Below are 18381 nucleotides of genomic sequence, written 5' to 3'. Positions count from 1 at the left end.
GCTCGCGATGAGCAGCCCGCTGCGCCGCCGGATCCGCCACGCCCGCCGCCTGCTGGGTTATGGCGCGCTGGTCGTGCTGATCCTGCTGGCCACCGGCGTGGCCGCGCTCAACCAGCTGCTGCCGCTGGTCGAGCGCCATCCCGACAAGGTGGCCGGCTGGCTGTCCGAGCGCATCGGCCAGCCGGTGGCCTTCGAGGGGGCGCGCGGCGAGTGGACCCGCCACGGCCCGCGCTTCACCCTGCAGGGCCTGCGCATTGGCGCCGGGGAGCGCCAGCTGGCGATCGGCGAAGCCGAGCTGCTGGTGTCGGTGTATTCGGGCCTGCTGCCGGGCGAGCCGCTGACCGCGCTGAAGGTGCGCGACCTGGCGCTGGTGCTCGAGCAGGGCGGGGACAGGCGCTGGCGCGTGGCCGGCCTGCCGTTCGAGCCGCAGCCCGGCGTGGACCCGCTCGACACCCTCGAAGCCCTGGGCGAGCTGCAGGTCGAACAGGCGCGGCTGAGCGTGCGCTCGCCGGCGCTGCGCCGGCCCCTGGAACTGCCGCGCGTCGACCTGCGCCTGCGCGTGGGCGGCGGCTCCGTCCGCGCCGGACTGCGTGCCTGGGCCGACCCCGCCTCGGCGCCGATGGCCGCGGTGGCCGAGCTCGACCGCACCGACTGGTCGGGCCGGCTCTGGGCCGGAGGCGAGCGGCTGGACCTTTCGGCCTGGTCGGCGCTGATCGCCGACACCGGACTGGTGATGGCCGGCAGCGGCCGCATCGACCTGTGGGCGCGCATCGAGGCGCAGCGCGTGATGGACGTGCGCACCCGCGCCGACCTGGCACCGCTGGCGATGGGTGCGCGCCGGCCCTGGCTGCCCGCCGAGGGCGACGTCGAGGTGCTCACCTCGCCGCCGGTGGCCTACGAACGCGCCAACCTGCTGGCGCGCTGGCAGGCCAACGAGCAGGGCGACTGGCAGCTGCACGCGCCCGAGCTGCACTTCCACGAGCCCGGCCGCGCCGAGCCGCGTCGTCTCGACGGCCTGTGGCTGGCCGGCGGCCGCCGCTTCGCGCTGCAGGCGCCGCGCCTGGACCTGGTGCCGGTGCGCCAGGCCGCCAGCCTCAGCGCCCGGGTGCCCGAGGGCCTGCGCCAGTGGCTGCACCGCGCCGCGCCCGAGGGCGAGCTGCGCAACGTGCACGCCGAAGGCGACGAGCGCGCCTGGCGCGGCGAAGCCACGCTCGCCGACGTCGCCTGGCAGGCCAACGCCGGCCGCCCCGGCATGCAGGGCCTGGCCGGCCACGCCGCGCTCGACCAGGACGGCGGCGTGTTGCAGCTCACCCGCGGGCCGGCCCGCTTCGAGTGGCCCGGTCGCTTCCGCGAGCCGCTGGATTTCGACCTCGACGGCCTGCTCGGCTGGTGGCGCGGTGCCGAGGGCTGGACCCTCGGCGCGAGCGGCCTGTCGGTTCGCGGCGCCGACTTCGGCACCCGGCTGCGCGCGGAACTGGTCTTCGGTGCCGACGGCGGCAAGCCGCGGCTCGATCTCGCCGCCGACGTCGACACCACGCCCGTCACGGCCGCCAGCCGTTTCTGGATCGAAGGCAAGATGCCGCCCGCCACCATCGACTGGCTCGACAGCGCCCTGCTCGAAGGCGAGGTGCGCGAGGGCCGCGCGGCGCTGGGCGGCGACCTCGACGACTGGCCTTTCCGCGCGGGCCAGGGACGCTTCGACGCCCGCGCCCGCGTCGCCGAAGCCCGCGTGCGCTTCAACCCGGCCTGGCCCGATGCCGAGCAGATGGACCTGCAGGTGGCCTTCGACGGCCCCGGCATGGCGCTCGAAGGCAGCGGTGCGATCGCCGCCAACCCGGTCGACCGCGTCGCCGGCGGCATCGCCGACTTCAAGGACCCGCGCCTGCTGCTCGACGTGCGCTCGGGCACCCGTGCGGAAAACCTGCAGGCATTGATGCTGGCCAGCCCGCTGGCCGAAACCCACGGCGAGCACCTGCGCAACGGCCGCATGGCCGGCGGCGCCGTGGTGGACCTGGTGCTGGACCTGCCGCTGGCCGAGCGCCTGGGCGATCGCCGCATCGAGGGCCGCCTCGACCTGGCCGACGCGCAGTTGGCCGACCCGCGCTGGCAGGTGGAACTGCGCAAGGTCAACGGCCGCACGCACTTCAGCGCCGGCGGCTTCTACACCGAGGAACTCGCGGTGGAGTTCGACGGCCAGCCCGGCGTGTTCAACCTGGCCGTCGGCCACGACACCGACGACCCGGCGCTGGCGGCGCGCGCGCGGCTGCGCGGCAGCTTTCCCATCGTCGGCCTGCTGGCGCGGCACGAGCCGCTGGACTGGCTGCAGCCGCATGTGTCGGGCGTCGCCGACTGGGACATCCGCGTGGACGTGCCCGCCACGCCGCCGGGCCAGGCGGCGCCACCGGCGCGCCTGCGCGTCGAGAGCGACCTGGCCGGCGTGGCCCTGGGCCTGCCGGCGCCGCTGGCCAAGGCGCCGGAAGTGGGCCTGCCGCTGCGCCTGGACCTGCCGCTGCCGGTCAGCGCCGGTGAAGTACAGCTGCGCCTGGGCGAGCTGGCGCGCCTGCGCGGCCGCTTCGGCGAGCAGGGCGAGCTGGCGGGCGTGCTGCAGCTGGGCGGCGACGGCGGCAGCCTGGACCTGCCCGACAGCGGCCTGGTGGTGGAAGGCCGCGCCGCGACGCTCGATGCGGCCGGCTGGATCGGCTTCGCCAGCGAGGGCGACGCGCCGCAGGGCAAGTCCCGCGGCAGCCTGCTGCGCTCGGTCGACCTGCAGGTGGCTTCGCTCGACCTGCTGGGCTCGCCCTTCCCCGACACCCGCGTGCGCCTGCGCCGCGACCCGCAGCGCCTGCGCGTGGATTTCGACGGCCCGGCCCTGGCCGGCGAAATCGAAGTGCCCGCGGCCGAGGGCGCCGCCGTGCGCGGCCGCCTCGCGCGCCTGCACTGGGCCGACAAGGCCGTGGTGGATGACCCGGCCAGCGACCCCGACCGGGTCGGCCCGGCGCCGCTGGCCACGCCGGAGTCGGCCCTGGCCGCCTTGCCCGGCGAAGCGGGCCCGCCGCCGCGGCCGGGCCAGGACCCGGGCGCGATCCCGCCGCTGGATTTCGAAGTGGCCGACCTTCGCGTCGGCACCCTCGTGCTGGGACGCGCCGAACTGCAGGCCCGCCCGCGCGGCGACGGCCTGCACATCGAACGTTTCCGCACCCGTTCGGCCAGCTTCCGGCTCGACGCCAGCGGCGACTGGCGGCGCACCAGCGCCGGCCTGTCGCGCTCGCAGTTCGAGGTCGAGTTCGGCGCCGACGCGCTGGGCGACCTGCTCGGCGCCTTCGGCCTGGGCGGCATGATCGAGGACGGCCCCACCACCGGTCGCCTCGACGGCTACTGGCAGGGCTCGCCGGGCGAGTTCTCGCTGGCGCGCTTCAACGGCCGCTTCAAGGTGGACGTGGGCGAGGGCGCGCTGCTGGAGCTCGAGCCGGGCGGCGGCGGGCGCGTGCTGGGCCTGATTTCCCTGGCCGAGATCCCGCGCCGGCTGACGCTCGACTTCAAGGACTTCTTCAACAAGGGCTTCGGATTCAACACCATGGCCGGCGAGTTCGTGTTCGCCAACGGCACCGCCAGCACCGACCTGCTGCTCATCAACGGGCCGGCGGCCGAAATCCGCATCAGCGGCTCGACCGACCTGCGTCGCCAGCAGTACGACCAACGCATCGAAGTCTTGCCCAAGGCCGGCGGCGTGCTGCCCGCCATCGGCGCGCTGGCCGGTGGTCCGGTGGGCGCGGCGGTGGGCGCGGTGGCCCAGGCAGTGCTGCAGCAGCCGCTCAAGGAGGCCGCGCGCACGGTCTACCGGGTCACCGGTCCCTGGGGCGACCCGGTGGTGGAAGTGATCGAAAAGGGCCAGCCGCCGGCTTCGGCGCCGCCGCGCCAGCCTTGAAGCGGGCGGCCGGGGGCCGCATCTGGGAAACTAGTGTTTTCCCGCGAGCAATCCCCCGGATGACTTCCCCGCTGACCCTGGCGCAGTCGCGCCTGCTCACCCCCACCGGCCTCGGCCTGGACGCGCTCGACGACGCCTTCGGCCGCCTGATGGGTCCGGGCGTGGATTTCGGCGACCTGTATTTCCAGCATTCGCGCCGCGAGGGCTGGGTGGTCGAGGACGGCATCGTCAAGGACGGCTCGCACTCGATCGAGCAGGGCGTCGGCGTGCGCGCGGTGAGCGGCGAGAAGACCGGCTTCGCTTATTCCGACGACATCCGCGCCGAGGCGCTGCTCGAGTCGGCCGCGGCCGCGCGTGCGATCAGCCGCGACGGCCGCGCCCACGGCGCCGGCCAGCGCGTGGTGGTGCCCGGGCGCGCGCTGTACCCGGCGCTCGATCCGATCGAAGGCATGGCGGCCGACGCCAAGATCGGCGCGCTGCGCGAGGTCGACCAGTGGCTGCGCGACGCCGACCCGCGCGTGAAGCAGGTGGTGGTGAGCCTGTCGGGCGGCGTGGACACGGTGCTGGTGGCGCGCAGCGACGGCGTGCTCGCCGCCGACGTGCGGCCGCTGGTGCGCTTCAATGTGCAGGTGATCGTCGAGCAGGGCGGCCGGCGCGAGCAGGGCTACGCCGGCGCCGGCGGGCGCTACGGTTACGAAGTGCTGCTCGCGGGCGACAAGCCGCGCGAGGTGGCGCGCGAGGCGCTGCGCCAGGCCCTGGTGGCGCTGGAGGCGGTGGACGCGCCGGCCGGCACCATGCCTGTGGTGCTGGGCCCGGGCTGGCCGGGCGTGCTGCTGCACGAGGCGGTGGGCCACGGCCTGGAGGGCGACTTCAACCGCAAGGGCACCTCGGTGTACGCCGGGCGCATCGGCGAGCGCGTGGCGGCGCCGGGCGTCACCATCGTCGACGACGGCACCCTGGCCGGGCGCCGCGGTTCGCTCAACGTCGACGACGAGGGCACGCCCACGCAGTGCACCACGCTCATCGAGGACGGCATCCTGCGCGGCTACCTGCAGGACACGCTCAACGCCCGCCTGATGGGCGTGGCGCCCACCGGCAACGGCCGCCGCGAGAGCTTCGCGCAGCTGACCATGCCGCGCATGACCAACACCTACATGCTGGCCGGGCCGCACGACCCGGGCGAGATCATCGCGTCGGTGGAGAAGGGCCTCTACGCGCCCAACTTCGGCGGCGGCCAGGTGGACATCACCAGCGGCAAGTTCGTGTTCTCGGCCACCGAGGCCTACCTGATCGAAAACGGCCGCATCACCCGCCCGGTGAAGGGCGCCACGCTGATCGGCAACGGGCCCGAGGCGATGACCCGCGTGTCGATGGTCGGCAACGACCTGAAACTCGACGAGGGCGTGGGCATCTGCGGCAAGGACGGCCAGTCCGTGCCCGTCGGCGTCGGCCAACCCACCCTGCGCATCGACGCCATGACCGTCGGCGGCACCCGGGCGTGAGCCGACTAGTCGGCTTCGGGCGCCCCGGAAAGCAGCTCGCGCAGTTCGCGGAAGAGTTCGCGGTAGGCGTGCGGGGGTTTGTTCTTGAGTTTTTCCTGCTGGGCGTTGCGGGCCAGCTGGCGAAGGTGCTGGCGGTCGGCGGCCGGGTGCGCGGACAGCAGTTCGGCCAGGGCCTCGTCGCCTTCGGCGATGAGCCGGTCGCGCCAGTGCTCGACCTCGTGCAGGGCCTGCGCCTCGCGCCGGTGGTCGGCGCGGTCGTGGTCGAGCGCGGCGCGGATCAGGCCCAGGGCCTCGTCGTCCTCGCGCCGCATGTGCTTGGCCAGGAACTGGATCTGGCGCTTGCGGGCGATCTGCGCGGTGATCTTGCGCGAGGCCAGCACCAGGTCGCGCAGGTCCTCGTCCATCGGGATCTGCGCCAGCCGCGCCTCGCTCTGCTCGACCAGGCGGCGCGCCAGCTCCAGCACCTCCAGCGCCTCGCGGCGCCGCTCGCTGCGGCTGGGGCCGAGGTCGTCGCCCTCGTCGTCGAATTCGTCCGTCTGATGCATCGTCCACCTTCCTTCCTGAGCGAAAGGATACGCCCATGAGCCCTGCCATCGCAGCCAGTGATGATTCCGCCGCCCGCCAGGCCCGCCTGGCCGAGGCCGCCCGCGAGGTGCTGCGCCTGGCCGCGGCCCGCGGCGCCAGCCAGGCCGACGTGCTGCTCAACGACGACACCGGCCTGTCGGTGAACGTGCGCATGGGCGAGGTCGAGACCGTCGAGCGCACGCGCGACCGCGGCGTGGCCGTGGCCGTGTACTTCGGCCAGCGCAAGGGCAACGCCAGCACCGCCGACCTGCAGCCGGGCAGCCTCGCGGCCACCGTCGAGCAGGCCTGCGCCATCGCCCGGCATACCGAGCCCGACCCCTGCAACGGCCTGGCCGATGCCGCGCGAATGGCCACCGACCTGCGCGAGTTCGACGGCTGGCATCCGTGGAGCATCGACGCCGATGCGGCCATCGCCCTGGCCCTGCAGGCCGAGGCCGCGGGCCGCGAGGCCGATCCGCGCATCGCAAATTCCGACGGCGCTTCGGTGCACAGCGGCGACAGCGTGTCGGTGTACGCCAACAGCCACGGTTTCCTGGGCGCCGAGCGCGGCACCAACCACTCGATCTCGGCCTCGCTGATCGCCGGCCGCGGCGACCGCATGCAGCGCGAGTACTGGTACACCAGCGCGCTGTCGCCCGACGACCTCGAATCGCCCGTGCAGGTGGGCCGCAAGGCCGCCGAGCGCACGGTGGCGCGCCTGGGGCCCCGGCCCATCCGCACCGGCGAATACCCGGTGCTGTTCGCGCCGGAGATGTCGCGCAGCTTCGTCGGCCACCTGCTGGGCGCGGTCTCGGGCGGCGCGCTCTACCGCAAGGCCAGCTTCCTGCTCGACCACGCCGGCAAGCGCATCTTCCCGGACTGGCTGTCGATCGAAGAGCGTCCGCACCTGCCGCGCGGCCTGCGTTCGACCAGCTTCGACCACGAAGGCGTGGCCACCGTCGATTCCGACCTGGTGCGCGACGGCGTGCTCGTTCGCTACCTGCTCTCGAGCTACTCCGCGCGCAAGCTGGGCCTCGAGAGCACCGGCAACGCCGGCGGCGTGCACAACCTGCGCGTCTCGGCCAACGCCCGCGACCTCGACGAGATGCTGCGCGGCATGGGCACCGGCCTGCTGGTGACCGAGATGATGGGGCAGGGCGCCAACACCGTCACCGGCGATTATTCGCGCGGCGCCTCGGGCTTCTGGGTCGAAGGCGGGCGCATCGTGCACCCGGTGGACGAGCTCACCATCGCGGGCCGCCTGCCGGAGATGTTCCAGGCCATCGAGGCCATCGGCGCCGACGTGGACCCGCGCTCGCACATCGCCATGGGCTCCCTGCTGGTGGGGCGGATGATGGTGGCCGGCGAGGCCTGAGCCGGCCCCCGGGCATGGCTTGACACTGCCTTCACGAGGTCGGACAGTGTCCGGGTTGCGGCGCCGGGTGGCGTCGCGCCTTCGAAGAAAGGGGAGCCTCGTGAACGACCAAGTCCAGTCCGCTGCACCGCAGGAAGACCGCACCATCGCGCTGATCACCCACCTCTCGGGCATCATCGCCAGCTTCATCGTCCCGCTCATCATCTGGCTGATCAACAAGGACAAGCCGGAGAAGTCCTGGATCACCGGCCAGGCGAAGGAAGCGCTGAACTTCCAGATCACGATCATCCTGGCGTGGTTCGTCGCCATCGTGCTCTCGTTCATCGCCATCGGCTTCCTGCTCTATCCGGTCATCTGGATCGGCAACCTGGTGTTCTGCATCCTGGCGGGCGTCGCGTCCAACAAGGGCGAGGACTACCGCTATCCGGTGTCGATCCGCCTGATCTCCTGATCGCGGCGACATCGCGGCAAAAAAGAAAGCGGCCCCCGGGCCGCTTTTTTTTGGCTCTTGCAGGAGCGGGTTTAGTGGCTACGCTCGACGGCCAGGCGCGCCAGCGCGCGCAGCGGGTCGAGCTCGCCCGGCAGGCCGGACAGCGCGGCGTCCATGCGCGCCACCTGGCGCGCCAGCGCGGCCTTCGCGCCGTCCACGCCCAGCAGCGCGGGGTAGGTGGACTTGGCCTGGGCGGCGTCCTTGCCGGCGGTCTTGCCCAGCTGCTCGCTGCTGGCTTCGATGTCGAGCAGGTCGTCGCGGATCTGGAAGGCCAGGCCCAGGGCCGAGGCGTAGTCGTCGAGCGCGGCCAGCGTGCCCGCGTCGGCGCGGCCGGCCAGCGCGCCCAGGCGCACGGCGGCGCGGATCAGCGCGCCGGTCTTGAGCGCGTGCAGGCGCTCGAGTTCGGCCAGGGCCAGCGCGGCGCCGGTGCCGTCCATGTCCAGGGCCTGGCCGCCGCACATGCCGGCGGCGCCGGTGGCCCGGGCGAGGGTCGCGAGCCAGGCGACGCGCAGCGCGTCGGGCGCGCGGGATTCTTCGGCCAGCACGCTGAAGCCCAGGGCCTGCAGCGCATCGCCGGCGAGGATGGCGGTGGCCTCGTCGAAAGCCACGTGCACGGTGGGGCGGCCGCGGCGCAGCTCGTCGTCGTCCATGGCCGGCAAGTCGTCGTGCACCAGCGAGAAGGCGTGCACCAGTTCGACGGCGGCGGCCGGCGCGTCGAGCAGCGATTCGTCGGCCCCGGTGGCCGCGCCGGCGGCATAGACCAGCATCGGGCGCAGGCGCTTGCCGCCGCCGAGCACGGCGTGGCGCATGGCGCGGTGCAGGCCCTGCGGGGATTCATCGGAGGCCGGCAACGCGGCCTCGAGGCGGGCCTCGACGCGCTGCAGCCAGCGCGCCAGGCGCGGCTCAGGCGCCATCGGCGGCGAAGGGCTGGGCGCTGTCGGGGTCGGCGGGGTCGCTGAGCAGCTTCACGCGCAGCTCGGCCTGCTCGAGCGCGCCCTGGCACTGGCGGTAGAGGTTCACGCCGCGCTCGTAGGCCGCGAGCGATTCGTCGAGCGACAGGTCCCCTTTCTCCATCTTCTGCACCAGCAACTCGAGCTCGTCGAGCGAGGACTCGAACTGGGCAACAGGCGACGGCTGTGCGGGGGTCTTGGCGGCCATGCGCAAAGTGTCGCCGTTACGCCTCGGCCCGGTCAACGGTGCGAGCCCAGCGCAGGCGGGTGGCGTGCCGGGCGAGCCAGTCGGCGAGCGGGGCGGAGAGGAGCAGGTCGGCGGCGGCGAGCAGGGTGCCGTCGGGGGCGGAGAGCAGGGGCAGGCAGGCGCGCTCCCAGGGCGGGATGCCGAGGTCCTGCAGGGCGTGCTTGAGTTCGGTGTGGTGCGCGCGGCCGGGCAGGACCAGGCGTTCGCCGCCCTGGCGGGCGTGCACGCGCAGGGGCGCCTCGAAGCGGCGCGGCGGGTCCAGCGCCAGCGTGTCGCCGGTGGGCAGCGCCAGCGGTGCTTCGCCGGTCCACTCCGCCGACCAGTCCGCCGGCAGCGGTGCCCGCGCCGGCCCGGCGTGCAGCAGGTCGCGCCAGCGGTGGATGACCGCGCCGGACCATTCGAAACACGCGCTGGCGTCGGGCCGCGCCGCCAGCAGCTCGCGTTCGATCGTGCCGATGGCGTCGGTGGGCAGCGGCGGCAGGCCCTGGCCGGCCAGCCAGGCGCGCAGCAGGCGTGCCCGCCAGGCGGGCGGCTCGGCCATCAGGAGGTGAACCGACAGCGCCTGGGGATCCACGCCCTGCACCTGCGCCAGGCGACGGGCGTCCTCGCCCGCGAGCAGGTCGGCCTGGGTGGCCAGCAGGGCGGCGCTGCGCGCGAGTGCGGCGTCCGCCTGCGGCCAGCGCTCCTGCAGGCGCGGCAGCACGTGATGGCGCAGGAAGTTGCGGTCGTGGCGGTCGCTGGCGTTGGATGGATCCTCGACCCAGTGCAGCCCGTGTTCGCGCGCATACGACACCAGGGCCTCGCGCGGCAGTCCCAGCAGCGGACGCCACAGCCAGCCGGCCGCGAAAGGCCGCAGCGGCCGCATCGCCGCCAGTCCGTCACCGGCGCCGCGCAGCAGGCGCAGCAGCACGGTTTCGGCCTGGTCGTCGCGGTGATGCGCGGTCACCAGGAGTTCGCCCGGCTGCAGCGCCTGCGCGAAGGCGGCGTGCCGGGCGCGGCGCGCGGCGGCTTCGGGGCCGTCGCCGTCGGGGCGCACCTCCACGCGGACGATGCTCAACGGCACGTCCAGCATGCGGCCGTTGTCCGCGCAGGCCTCGCCCCAGGCTGCCGACCCTGGATGCAGGCCGTGGTCGACGTGCAGCGCGCGCAAGCCGCGCGCGCGCACGGCCGGATCGGCGGCGAGCGCATGCAGAAGTACGGTGGAATCGAGGCCGCCGCTGTACGCCAGCAGCAGCGGGCCTTCGACGGGAAGCGGCGGCAGGGTCAGGGCCATGGCGACGTCCCGGGCGGCGGTGGCGGTCGGCCGCGCGGCGGCCGGGGCCTCAGGCCGCCTCGTAGGCGCCGTAGCGGCGCAGGCGCTGGTAGCGCTGCTCGAGCAGCTGCGGCGTCTCGAGCTTTTCCAGCGCCGCCAGCTCGAGCTGGATCTGCCGCTTGAGCGTGGCCGCCATCGCCGCCGGGTCGCGGTGCGCGCCACCCAGCGGCTCGGGCACGACGACGTCCACCAGGCCGTGCTCGTGCAGGCGCCTGGCGGTCAGGCCCAGGGCCTCGGCGGCGTCGCGGGCCTTGTCGGCCGACTTCCACAGGATCGATGCGCAGCCTTCCGGCGAAATCACCGAGTAGGTGCCGTACTCGAGCATCAGCGTGCGGTCGCCCACGCCGATCGCCAGCGCGCCGCCGGAGCCGCCCTCGCCGATGACGGTGCAGATGACCGGGATGCGCAGCTCGGCCATCTCCAGCAGGTTGCGGGCGATGGCCTCGGACTGGCCGCGCTCTTCGGCGCCCACGCCCGGGTAGGCGCCCGGCGTGTCGATGAAGGTGAGCAGGGGCAGCTTGAAGCGCTCGGCCATCTTCATCAGGCGCAGCGCCTTGCGGTAGCCCTCGGGGCGCGGCATGCCGAAGTTGCGGCGGATCTTGGCCTTGGTGTCGCGGCCCTTCTGGTGGCCGATCACCATCACGGCGCGGCCGTCCATGCGCGCCAGGCCGCCGACGATGGCGGCGTCGTCGGCGAAGGCGCGGTCGCCGGCCAGTTCGTGGAACTCCTCGAACATCAGGCCGATGTAGTCGTTGGTGTACGGGCGCTGCGGGTGGCGGGCCAGCTGCGAGATCTGCCAGGGCGTAAGCGCCTTGAAGATCTCGGCCGTGCGGGCGCGCAGCTTCTCCTGCAGGCCGTTGACCTCGCTCTCGATGTTCACGGCCGGGCCGGTGCTGGCCTTGCGCAGTTCCTGGATCTTGGCTTCCAGTTCGGCGATGGGCTGTTCGAAATCGAGGAAGTTCGGGTTCATTCGGGTCTCGTCCGGGCTCCCGGCCAGCCTGGGGCAGGCCGACTGGAGCAATTACTCAAGGCCGGGGATTCTACCGAAAGAAACGGGGTCAGGTTCACTTAATCAGGGGGTCGGAGACCCCCTGATTAAGTGAACCTGACCCCGTTTCTTTTCAGCCGCCCTGCTGCCAGGGGCGGTGCAGGGCCAGGGAGACCCGGGAGACGCCGGGCAGGGCGCGCAGCTGGCTGATCAGCTCGGGCTCGGTGCGCACGCCCATGGCGCCGTTCACGTCCAGGCTGCCGCGGGCCTTGCGGGTGCTCAGCACGTCCAGGCGCAGGGGCGTGGCGCCCGGGCGGAAGGCCGCCAGGGCCTGCTGCAGGCGCTCCCAGGCGCCGCGGGCGCGCAGGTCGACGGTGAGCGACAGCCGCCGCGAGTGCTGGGCGCACAGCGTGCGGAAGTCCCAGCACTGGCGCGCGCGCAGCACGAAGCCGCCGCTGAACTGGTCCTCGGCCAGGTTGCCCTCCACCAGCAGGATGCGGTCGCGCGAGAGCAGGTGGCCGCACTCGGCGAAGGCCTCGCGGAAGAAGGCGACCTCGAGCTGGCCGCGGCCGTCCTCGATGCGGGCGAAGCCCATCGTCTCGCCGCGCTTGCGCACCGCCGTGACCAGGCCGGCCAGCACCACCGGTGCTTCGCCGCGGCGATCCTTCTTCGACGACCACAGCGCGTCGAGGTCGGCCAGGCTGGCGCCCACCAGCGACTGCAGCTCCTCGCGCCAGGGGTCGAGCGGGTGGCCGCTGAGGTAGTGGCCCAGGGTTTCGCGCTCGCCCAGCAGCTTGGTTTCCAGCGGCCAGTCGGGCACCTCGGGCAGTTCGATCTGGATGGCCGGCAGCTCGCCGCCGCCGCCGAACAGCGACACCTGGCCGGCTTCGCGTTCGCGCGCCAGCTGCTCGGTGGCCTTGATCGCCTCGGGCAGCTGCAGCAGCAGCGAGGGCCGGTTGGCGCCCACCGCGTCGAGCGCGCCGGCGTTCACCAGGGCCTCGAGCACGCGGCGGTTGAGCTTGGTCGAATCGACGCGCTGGCAGAAGTCGAGCAGGTCGCGGAACTCGCCGCCGGACTTGCGCGCCTCGACGATGGCTTCGCAGGCGCCGCGGCCCACGCCCTTCACCGCGCCCAGGCCGTAGCGCACGGTCTTGGCGTCGAGCGCGACGAACATGTACTCGGACGAGTTCACGTCCGGCGGCAGCACCTGCAGGCCGATCTCGCGCGCCTCGTCCAGGAAGGTCACCACCTTGTCGGTGTTGTCCATGTCCGAGGACATCGTCGCGGCCATGAATTCGGCCGGGTAGTGCGCCTTGAGCCAGGCCGTCTGGTAGGCCACCAGCGCGTAGGCCGCGGAGTGCGACTTGTTGAAGCCGTAGTCCGCGAACTTCTCCATCAGGTCGAAGATGGCGCTGGCGTTGCCGGCCTCGATGCCGCGTTCGGCCGCGCCGGCCTCGAACTTCACGCGCTCCTTGGCCATCTCCTCGGGCTTCTTCTTGCCCATGGCGCGGCGCAGCAGGTCGGCGCCGCCCAGCGAGTAGCCGGCCAGGACCTGGGCGATCTGCATCACCTGTTCCTGGTAGACGATCACGCCGTAGGTGGGCTTGAGGATGGGCTCGAGCAGCGGGTGCGGGTAGCTCACCTCGGCGCGGCCGTGGCGGCGGTCGATGAAGTCGTCCACCATGCCCGCGCCCAGCGGGCCGGGGCGGTAGAGCGCCGCGAGCGCGATCAGGTCCTCGAAGGTCGAGGGCTGCAGCTTGCGGATGTACTCCTTCATGCCGCGCGATTCGAACTGGAAGACCGCGGTGGTCTGTCCCTTCGAAAGCAGCGCGTAGGTGTCCGGGTCGTCCAGCGGCAGCGCCAGGATGTCCACCGGCTCGATGCCGGCGCGCCGGCGGCGCGCGTTGATGGCCTTGAGCGCCCAGTCGATGATGGTGAGCGTGCGCAGGCCCAGGAAGTCGAACTTCACCAGGCCCACGGCCTCGACGTCGTCCTTGTCGAACTGCGTCACCACCGAGCGGGTCGACTCGCCCTTGGCCACGTGTTCGGCGAACAGCGGGCTGAAGTCGGTCAGCGGCGTCGGCGCGATCACCACGCCGCCGGCGTGCTTGCCGGCGTTGCGGGTCAGGTCCTCGAGGCTGCGCGCCAGGTCGACCAGGTCGCGCACGTCGTCCTCGGACTGGTAGCGGCCGATGAGTTCGGCCGAGGCCAGCTCGCTGTCCTTGCGGGCCTTCTCGCTCAGGCCCAGGGCGTCGTCGAGCGAGATGCCCAGCGTGTTGGGGATGAGCTTGGCCACGCCGTCGACGAAGCCATAGGGGTGGCCCAGCACGCGGCCGCAGTCGCGGATGGCCGCCTTCGCGGCCATGGTGCCGTAGGTGATGATCTGGCTGACCTTGTCGCGGCCGTATTTCTGGCCGACGTAGTCGATCACCTCGTCGCGGCGGTCCATGCAGAAGTCGACGTCGAAGTCGGGCATGGACACGCGTTCGGGGTTGAGGAAGCGCTCGAACAGCAGGTCGTAGCGGATCGGGTCGAGGTCGGTGATGCCCAGCGCGTAGGCCACCAGCGAGCCCGCGCCCGAACCGCGGCCCGGGCCCACCGGGATGTCGTTGCGCTTGGACCAGTTGATGAAGTCGGCCACGATCAGGAAGTAGCCCGGGAAGCCCATCTTCACGATCACGTCGAGCTCGGTGTCCAGGCGCGCGGCGTAGTCGGAGGCGCTGCGACCCGGGGCGAGCTCGATCTTCGCCAGGCGCGCGGCCAGGCCGCGGTGCGATTCCTCGCGGATCCAGCTGTCGAGCGTGTGGCCTTCCGGTACCGGGAAATCGGGCAGGTAGTACTTGCCCAGGCTCAGCTCGAGGTTGCAGCGCCGGGCCAGTTCGACGGTGTTCTCCAGCGCCTCGGGCAGGTCGGCGAACAGCTCGGCCATTTCCTCCGGCGACTTGAGGTACTGCTCGGGCGAAAATTCGCGCGGGCGCTTGGGGTCGTCGAGCACGCGGCCGGTGGCGATGCACACGCGCGCCTCGTGCGCCTCGAAGTCCTCGCGCGACAGGAAACGCACGTCGTTGCTGGCCACCAGCGGCAGGCCGAGCTCGCCGGCCAGGGCGATGGCGGCGGTGTTGAAGGCTTCCTCGCCCTCGCGGCCGGTGCGGGTGAGCTCGAGGTAGAGGCGGTCGGGGAAGGCGCGCATCAGCTCGTCGAGCAGCTGGCGCGCGGCGTCCTCGCGCCCGGCCAGCAGGCAGCGGCCGACCGGGCTTTCGCGGCCGGCGATGGCGATCAGGCCCGCGCAGTCGGCATAGAGCCAGCCGGGCTGCAGCGCCACGTAGTCGCCGGCGTGGCCGTCGAGGAAGGCGCGGCTGATCAGGCGCGAGAGCGACAGGTAGCCCTCGCGGTCCTGGCAGAGCACGGTGAGCCGGGCCGGCGCGGCGCCGTCCTCGATCCACAGGTCGGCGCCGGCCAGGGGCTTGAGCCCCGCGCCCTCGGCGGCCTTGTAGAACTTCACCAGCGCGAACAGGTTGCTCACGTCCGTGACCGCCACCGCCGGCAGCCCGAGCGCGGCGCAGCGCGCGACCAGCTCCGGGAGGCGGATGCTGGAGTCGGTGAGCGAGAACTCGCTATGCAGGTGGAGGTGGACGAATCGGGGCGTCATGCCGGTGACCAGGGGCCAACCGGCAGTTTACCCCGAGGGTGGGGGCGGACAAGGCTTGACAGTCCCTGTTGCCAAGCCTCGCCGCCCCGCCCGTTGGAGAGGTCGTCAGGACACCCGGAACAGCATCGGCATCGGCTCGCCGCCGGCGTAGCGGCGGGCGCGCACGTCGCGGCGCTGCTGCAGCAGGGCGGCCTCGGCCAGGCAGTCGGCCTCCCAGGCCAGGCGGCGCTCGCGGGCGTTGCCGCGCGGGCGCGCCTGGCTGCGGAAGCGGCAGAAGTCGCCGTAGTCCAGGGTTTCGTCGCGGAAGGCCGGCCAGGCCAGCTCCACCAGCAGCGCGTCGTCGAGGTGGCCGAGCAGCGGCTGGTCGTCCGGGATCAGGTCGTCGACCTGCTGCAGGTAGCTGATGAGCATGCGCGAGCGCTCGCGCAGCTCGCCGTCGACTTCCCAGTCGTCGTCGTTGAGCATGCGGCGCAGGTGCTCCACGCGCGCCAGGCGCTCGGAGAGCACGGCGGTGGCGCGCTCGCGCGGCAGGTCCTGCAGCCAGCGCGCCAGCGTGACCACCTGGTCGGCGCTGATCTGCGGGGCGTTCGGGTCGATGCGCGAGAGCACCGCGTTGAACCGGGCCACCTGGCTTTCCTCCAGCACCAGGCCGGCCACCTGGCGGCGGCGCGTCTCGTGCGAGCGGGGCGGCAGCGGGAGGGACAGGTCGTCTTTGCGAAGGGCATTCATGGCGGGCTTCCGGTGGCGCGGCGGCGGGAACCATTCCCGCGCGCCTTGCCTTGTTGATGCGCCACCATCATCGAAGGTTGCAGGCGCGCGGTCGCGTTCCTGAAGTCGCAGTGACCTTCGGCACAATTCAGTTCCCGGACAGCTCCGGCGCGCGCTCAGACCACGCGCAGGCCGCCCTCGAGCGGGCCGTAGTCGATGTAGTGCTGGTGGCGGACGCGATGCAGTTGCTCCCACAGCGCGCCCTCCTCGAGTCGTACGCGCAGCCAGTCGTCGCGCCGCGGATGGCCGTCGAAGGCGTCGCCCGACTCTTCGCGGAAGCGCTGGAAGTCGCGATAGTCCTCGAGCTCCTCGGCCACCATCGGCCAGGCCAGCTCGACCAGCAGCGCGTCGTCCAGGCGGCCGATGCGCGGCACGTCGTCCGGGATCAGGTCGCGCTCGCGCTCGACGTATTCCACCAGGCGGCCGACGCGCCGCGCGAGGGCGGGTTCGATCGCCCAGTCCGTGTCGGCGACCATGGCCTGCAGCTCGGCCAGGCGACCCAGCCGCGCCTGCAGCAGCGCCTCGGCCTGCGGGCCGGGCAGCGACTGCAGCCAGCGGGCGACGCTGGCCACGGCATCGCGATCGACGAAGGGTGCGTCCGGGTGCAGTTCGTGCAGCAGCTGGTTGAACTCCGCGATCGCCGTCGGCGGCAGGGGCACCGGCGGATCGACCGGATCGGGCGCGGGGGCGCGGGGCAGCGGCAGGGGCGTGCCCGCGGGAAGGGGAGGCTCGTGTCTCATGGCAGTACTCGCTGCCGACCGGTGGCGGGCGCGGCGCGCGGCTGGTCGGCGGTGGCCGCGGGCCGCCGCATCCGCCGGGATGCCATTGCAGTCCTACGCCCCCGCGCCGGGGCTGTCCAGTGCCGGTCCGTTCAGTCGAGCAGCGACGGCGCCATCAGCGCGCGCACCGGTGCGAAGCTGCGGCGATGTTCGGCGCAGGGGCCGAGCCGGCGCAGCGCTTCGAAATGTTCGGGCGTGGGGTAGCCCTTGTGCAGCGCGAAGCCGTAGCCGGGGAAACGCTGGTCGAGCGCGCGCATGTGCTCGTCGCGCGCCACTTTCGCCAGTATCGAAGCGGCCATGATCGCCGGCTCGCGCGCGTCGCCCTTCACCAGCGCCTGCGCCGGGCAGGGCAGGTCGCGCGGCAGGCGGTTGCCGTCAATGAGCGCGCTGGCCGGCGCCGGCCGCAGCGCCCGCAGCGCGCGCGCCATGCCCGCCAGCGTGGCCTGCAGGATGTTGAGGCGGTCGATCTCGGCCGGCCACACCCACTCGAGGTGCCAGGCCAGCGCCTGCTCGCGGATCAGCGGCGCCAGCGCTTCGCGCCGCGCTTCCGACAGTGCCTTGGAATCGCCCAGGCCGGCGATGGGACGCTCGGGGTCGAGGATCACCGCCGCCACCGACACCGGGCCGGCCAGCGGGCCGCGCCCGGCTTCGTCGACGCCGGCGACCAGCAGCAGCCCGCTCACTTCGCCAGCAGGCCGGCGACGGCTTCGGCGGCCGACGCCGAGGCGTTGCCGCGCAGCTTGGCGTGGATGTGCTCGTAGCGCGGCAGCAGGGCGGCGCGTGCATCCGGGTCGCCGAACCAGCCCATCACCGCGCTGGCCAGGTTTTCGGGCGTGCAGTCGTGCTGCATCAGCTCGGGCACGATCGGCTCGTTGGCCAGCACGTTGGGCAGGCTGTAGCGGCTGGTGCGCATCATGCCCAGCCACATCACCAGCCGGTAGGTGAGCGCGGAGATGCGGTAGCCCACGACCATCGGCCGCTTGGCCAGCATGGCCTCGAGCGCGGCGGTGCCAGAGGCCAGCAGCACCACGTCGGAGGCCACCATGATGTCGTGCGCCTGGCCGTCGTAGATGGCCACGTTGGCCAGCTGCGAGCCGTCCAGGCCCTGCTCGATGGCGGCGCGGCAGGCCGCGTCGGCGGCGGGCACGGCGACGATCAGGCCCGGCACGCCCAGCGTGAGCAGGCGCGCGGCCTCGATGAACACCGGCCAGAGCCGGCGGATCTCTCCCAGGCGGCTGCCGGGCAGCACCGCCAGCACCGGCGGGTCGTCGTGCAGGCCCAGGCGCTCGCGCGCGGCAGCGCGGTCGGGATGGGCCGGGAAGGCATCGGCCAGCGGATGGCCGACGAAACGCGCATCCACGCCGTGGCGGGCGTAGATCGGCGGCTCCATCGGGAACAGGCACAGCACCAGGTCGGCGCTGCGGCCGATCTTCGCGGCGCGGCCCTCGCGCCAGGCCCAGACCGAGGGGCTGGCGTAGTGCACGGTGCGGATGCCGGCCTGCTTGAGCCGGCGCTCAAGGCCGAGGTTGAAGTCGGGGGCGTCGATGCCGATGAACACGTCCGGCCGCCAGTCGAGCAGGCGCCTGGACAGCCGGCGGCGCAGGCGCAGCAAGCGCGGCAGGTGGCGCAGCACCTCGGCCAGGCCCATCACCGCCAGCTCGCTGCTGTCGTGCCAGGCCTCGAGGCCTGCGGCCTGCATGCGCGGGCCGCCGATGCCGGCGAATTCGGCGTCCGGGAAGCGCTGTTTCAGTTCTTCCAGCAGGCCCGCGCCCAGCAGGTCGCCCGAGGCTTCGCCGGCGACCAGGGCGATCCGCAGGCGCCGGCCGGCCATG

General features: G+C 73.1%; 14 protein-coding genes. 4 read left to right on the top strand and 10 right to left on the bottom strand.

The features are described 5' to 3' along the window. The first annotated feature begins 7 nt into the window (after window positions 1–7). Window positions 8–3925 carry a YhdP family protein gene (locus ABS41_RS04205; RefSeq protein ID WP_290591108.1) on the top strand — a complete coding sequence of 1306 codons (3918 nt, stop codon included), beginning with the start codon at window positions 8–10 and terminating at the stop codon, window positions 3923–3925. A gap of 59 nt (window positions 3926–3984) precedes the next feature. Then, window positions 3985–5427: a metalloprotease TldD gene (tldD, locus tag ABS41_RS04200; protein ID WP_290591105.1), complete on the top strand. Its 1443-nt coding sequence runs from the start codon at window positions 3985–3987 to the stop codon at window positions 5425–5427. A gap of 5 nt (window positions 5428–5432) precedes the next feature. On the opposite strand, the gene yjgA is transcribed toward tldD, so the two are convergent. Then, window positions 5433–5972 (bottom strand): ribosome biogenesis factor YjgA, encoded by a 540-nt coding sequence (gene yjgA / locus ABS41_RS04195; RefSeq protein ID WP_290591102.1) that lies wholly within the window; start codon window positions 5970–5972, stop codon window positions 5433–5435. Between the two features lie 35 nt (window positions 5973–6007). Here yjgA and pmbA point away from each other — a divergent pair, with 35 nt between their 5' ends. Both pmbA and ABS41_RS04185 read left to right on the top strand, forming a co-directional pair. Beyond that, on the top strand, window positions 6008–7366 hold the full coding sequence (pmbA, locus tag ABS41_RS04190; RefSeq protein WP_290591099.1) for a metalloprotease PmbA: 1359 nt from the start codon (window positions 6008–6010) through the stop codon (window positions 7364–7366). A gap of 100 nt (window positions 7367–7466) precedes the next feature. Further along, entirely contained in the window at window positions 7467–7817 is a 351-nt protein-coding gene (locus ABS41_RS04185; protein ID WP_290591096.1) for a DUF4870 domain-containing protein, read from the top strand. Between the two features lie 71 nt (window positions 7818–7888). Here the strand turns inward: ABS41_RS04185 and ABS41_RS04180 are convergent, their stop codons facing one another. From ABS41_RS04180 to lpxB, 9 genes are all read right to left on the bottom strand, one after another. Then, a complete protein-coding gene (locus ABS41_RS04180) occupies window positions 7889–8770 on the bottom strand; it encodes a polyprenyl synthetase family protein (RefSeq protein WP_290591093.1) in 882 nt (293 codons plus the stop codon). Continuing rightward, on the bottom strand, window positions 8760–9014 hold the full coding sequence (locus ABS41_RS04175) for an exodeoxyribonuclease VII small subunit (RefSeq protein ID WP_290591089.1): 255 nt from the start codon (window positions 9012–9014) through the stop codon (window positions 8760–8762). The genes ABS41_RS04180 and ABS41_RS04175 overlap by 11 nt, the downstream gene beginning before the upstream one ends. 16 nt (window positions 9015–9030) lie before the next feature. Further along, a complete protein-coding gene (tilS, locus tag ABS41_RS04170; protein ID WP_290591086.1) occupies window positions 9031–10326 on the bottom strand; it encodes a tRNA lysidine(34) synthetase TilS in 1296 nt (431 codons plus the stop codon). Window positions 10327–10375: 49 nt separating this feature from the next. Next, window positions 10376–11335, bottom strand: a complete 960-nt coding sequence (locus ABS41_RS04165) for an acetyl-CoA carboxylase carboxyltransferase subunit alpha (RefSeq protein WP_290591083.1) — start codon at window positions 11333–11335, stop codon at window positions 10376–10378. 151 nt (window positions 11336–11486) lie between these two features. After that, a complete protein-coding gene (gene dnaE / locus ABS41_RS04160; RefSeq protein ID WP_290591080.1) occupies window positions 11487–15002 on the bottom strand; it encodes a DNA polymerase III subunit alpha in 3516 nt (1171 codons plus the stop codon). A gap of 105 nt (window positions 15003–15107) precedes the next feature. Next, window positions 15108–15731, bottom strand: a complete 624-nt coding sequence (locus ABS41_RS04155; protein ID WP_290591077.1) for a hypothetical protein — start codon at window positions 15729–15731, stop codon at window positions 15108–15110. A gap of 155 nt (window positions 15732–15886) precedes the next feature. After that, entirely contained in the window at window positions 15887–16510 is a 624-nt protein-coding gene (locus ABS41_RS04150) for a hypothetical protein (RefSeq protein ID WP_290591074.1), read from the bottom strand. 131 nt (window positions 16511–16641) lie between these two features. Then, window positions 16642–17232, bottom strand: a complete 591-nt coding sequence (gene rnhB / locus ABS41_RS04145; protein ID WP_290591070.1) for a ribonuclease HII — start codon at window positions 17230–17232, stop codon at window positions 16642–16644. Beyond that, window positions 17229–18380 (bottom strand): lipid-A-disaccharide synthase, encoded by a 1152-nt coding sequence (gene lpxB, locus ABS41_RS04140; protein ID WP_290591067.1) that lies wholly within the window; start codon window positions 18378–18380, stop codon window positions 17229–17231. The genes rnhB and lpxB overlap by 4 nt, the downstream gene beginning before the upstream one ends. Window position 18381: the final 1 nt, after the last annotated feature.

The organism is Arenimonas sp. SCN 70-307, assembly GCF_001724815.1.
In the GTDB taxonomy this organism is placed as follows: Bacteria; Pseudomonadota; Gammaproteobacteria; order Xanthomonadales; family Xanthomonadaceae; genus Arenimonas.
The sequence above is the reverse complement of the archived record's forward strand: the minus strand, read 5'-3'. Positions and strand labels throughout refer to the sequence as shown.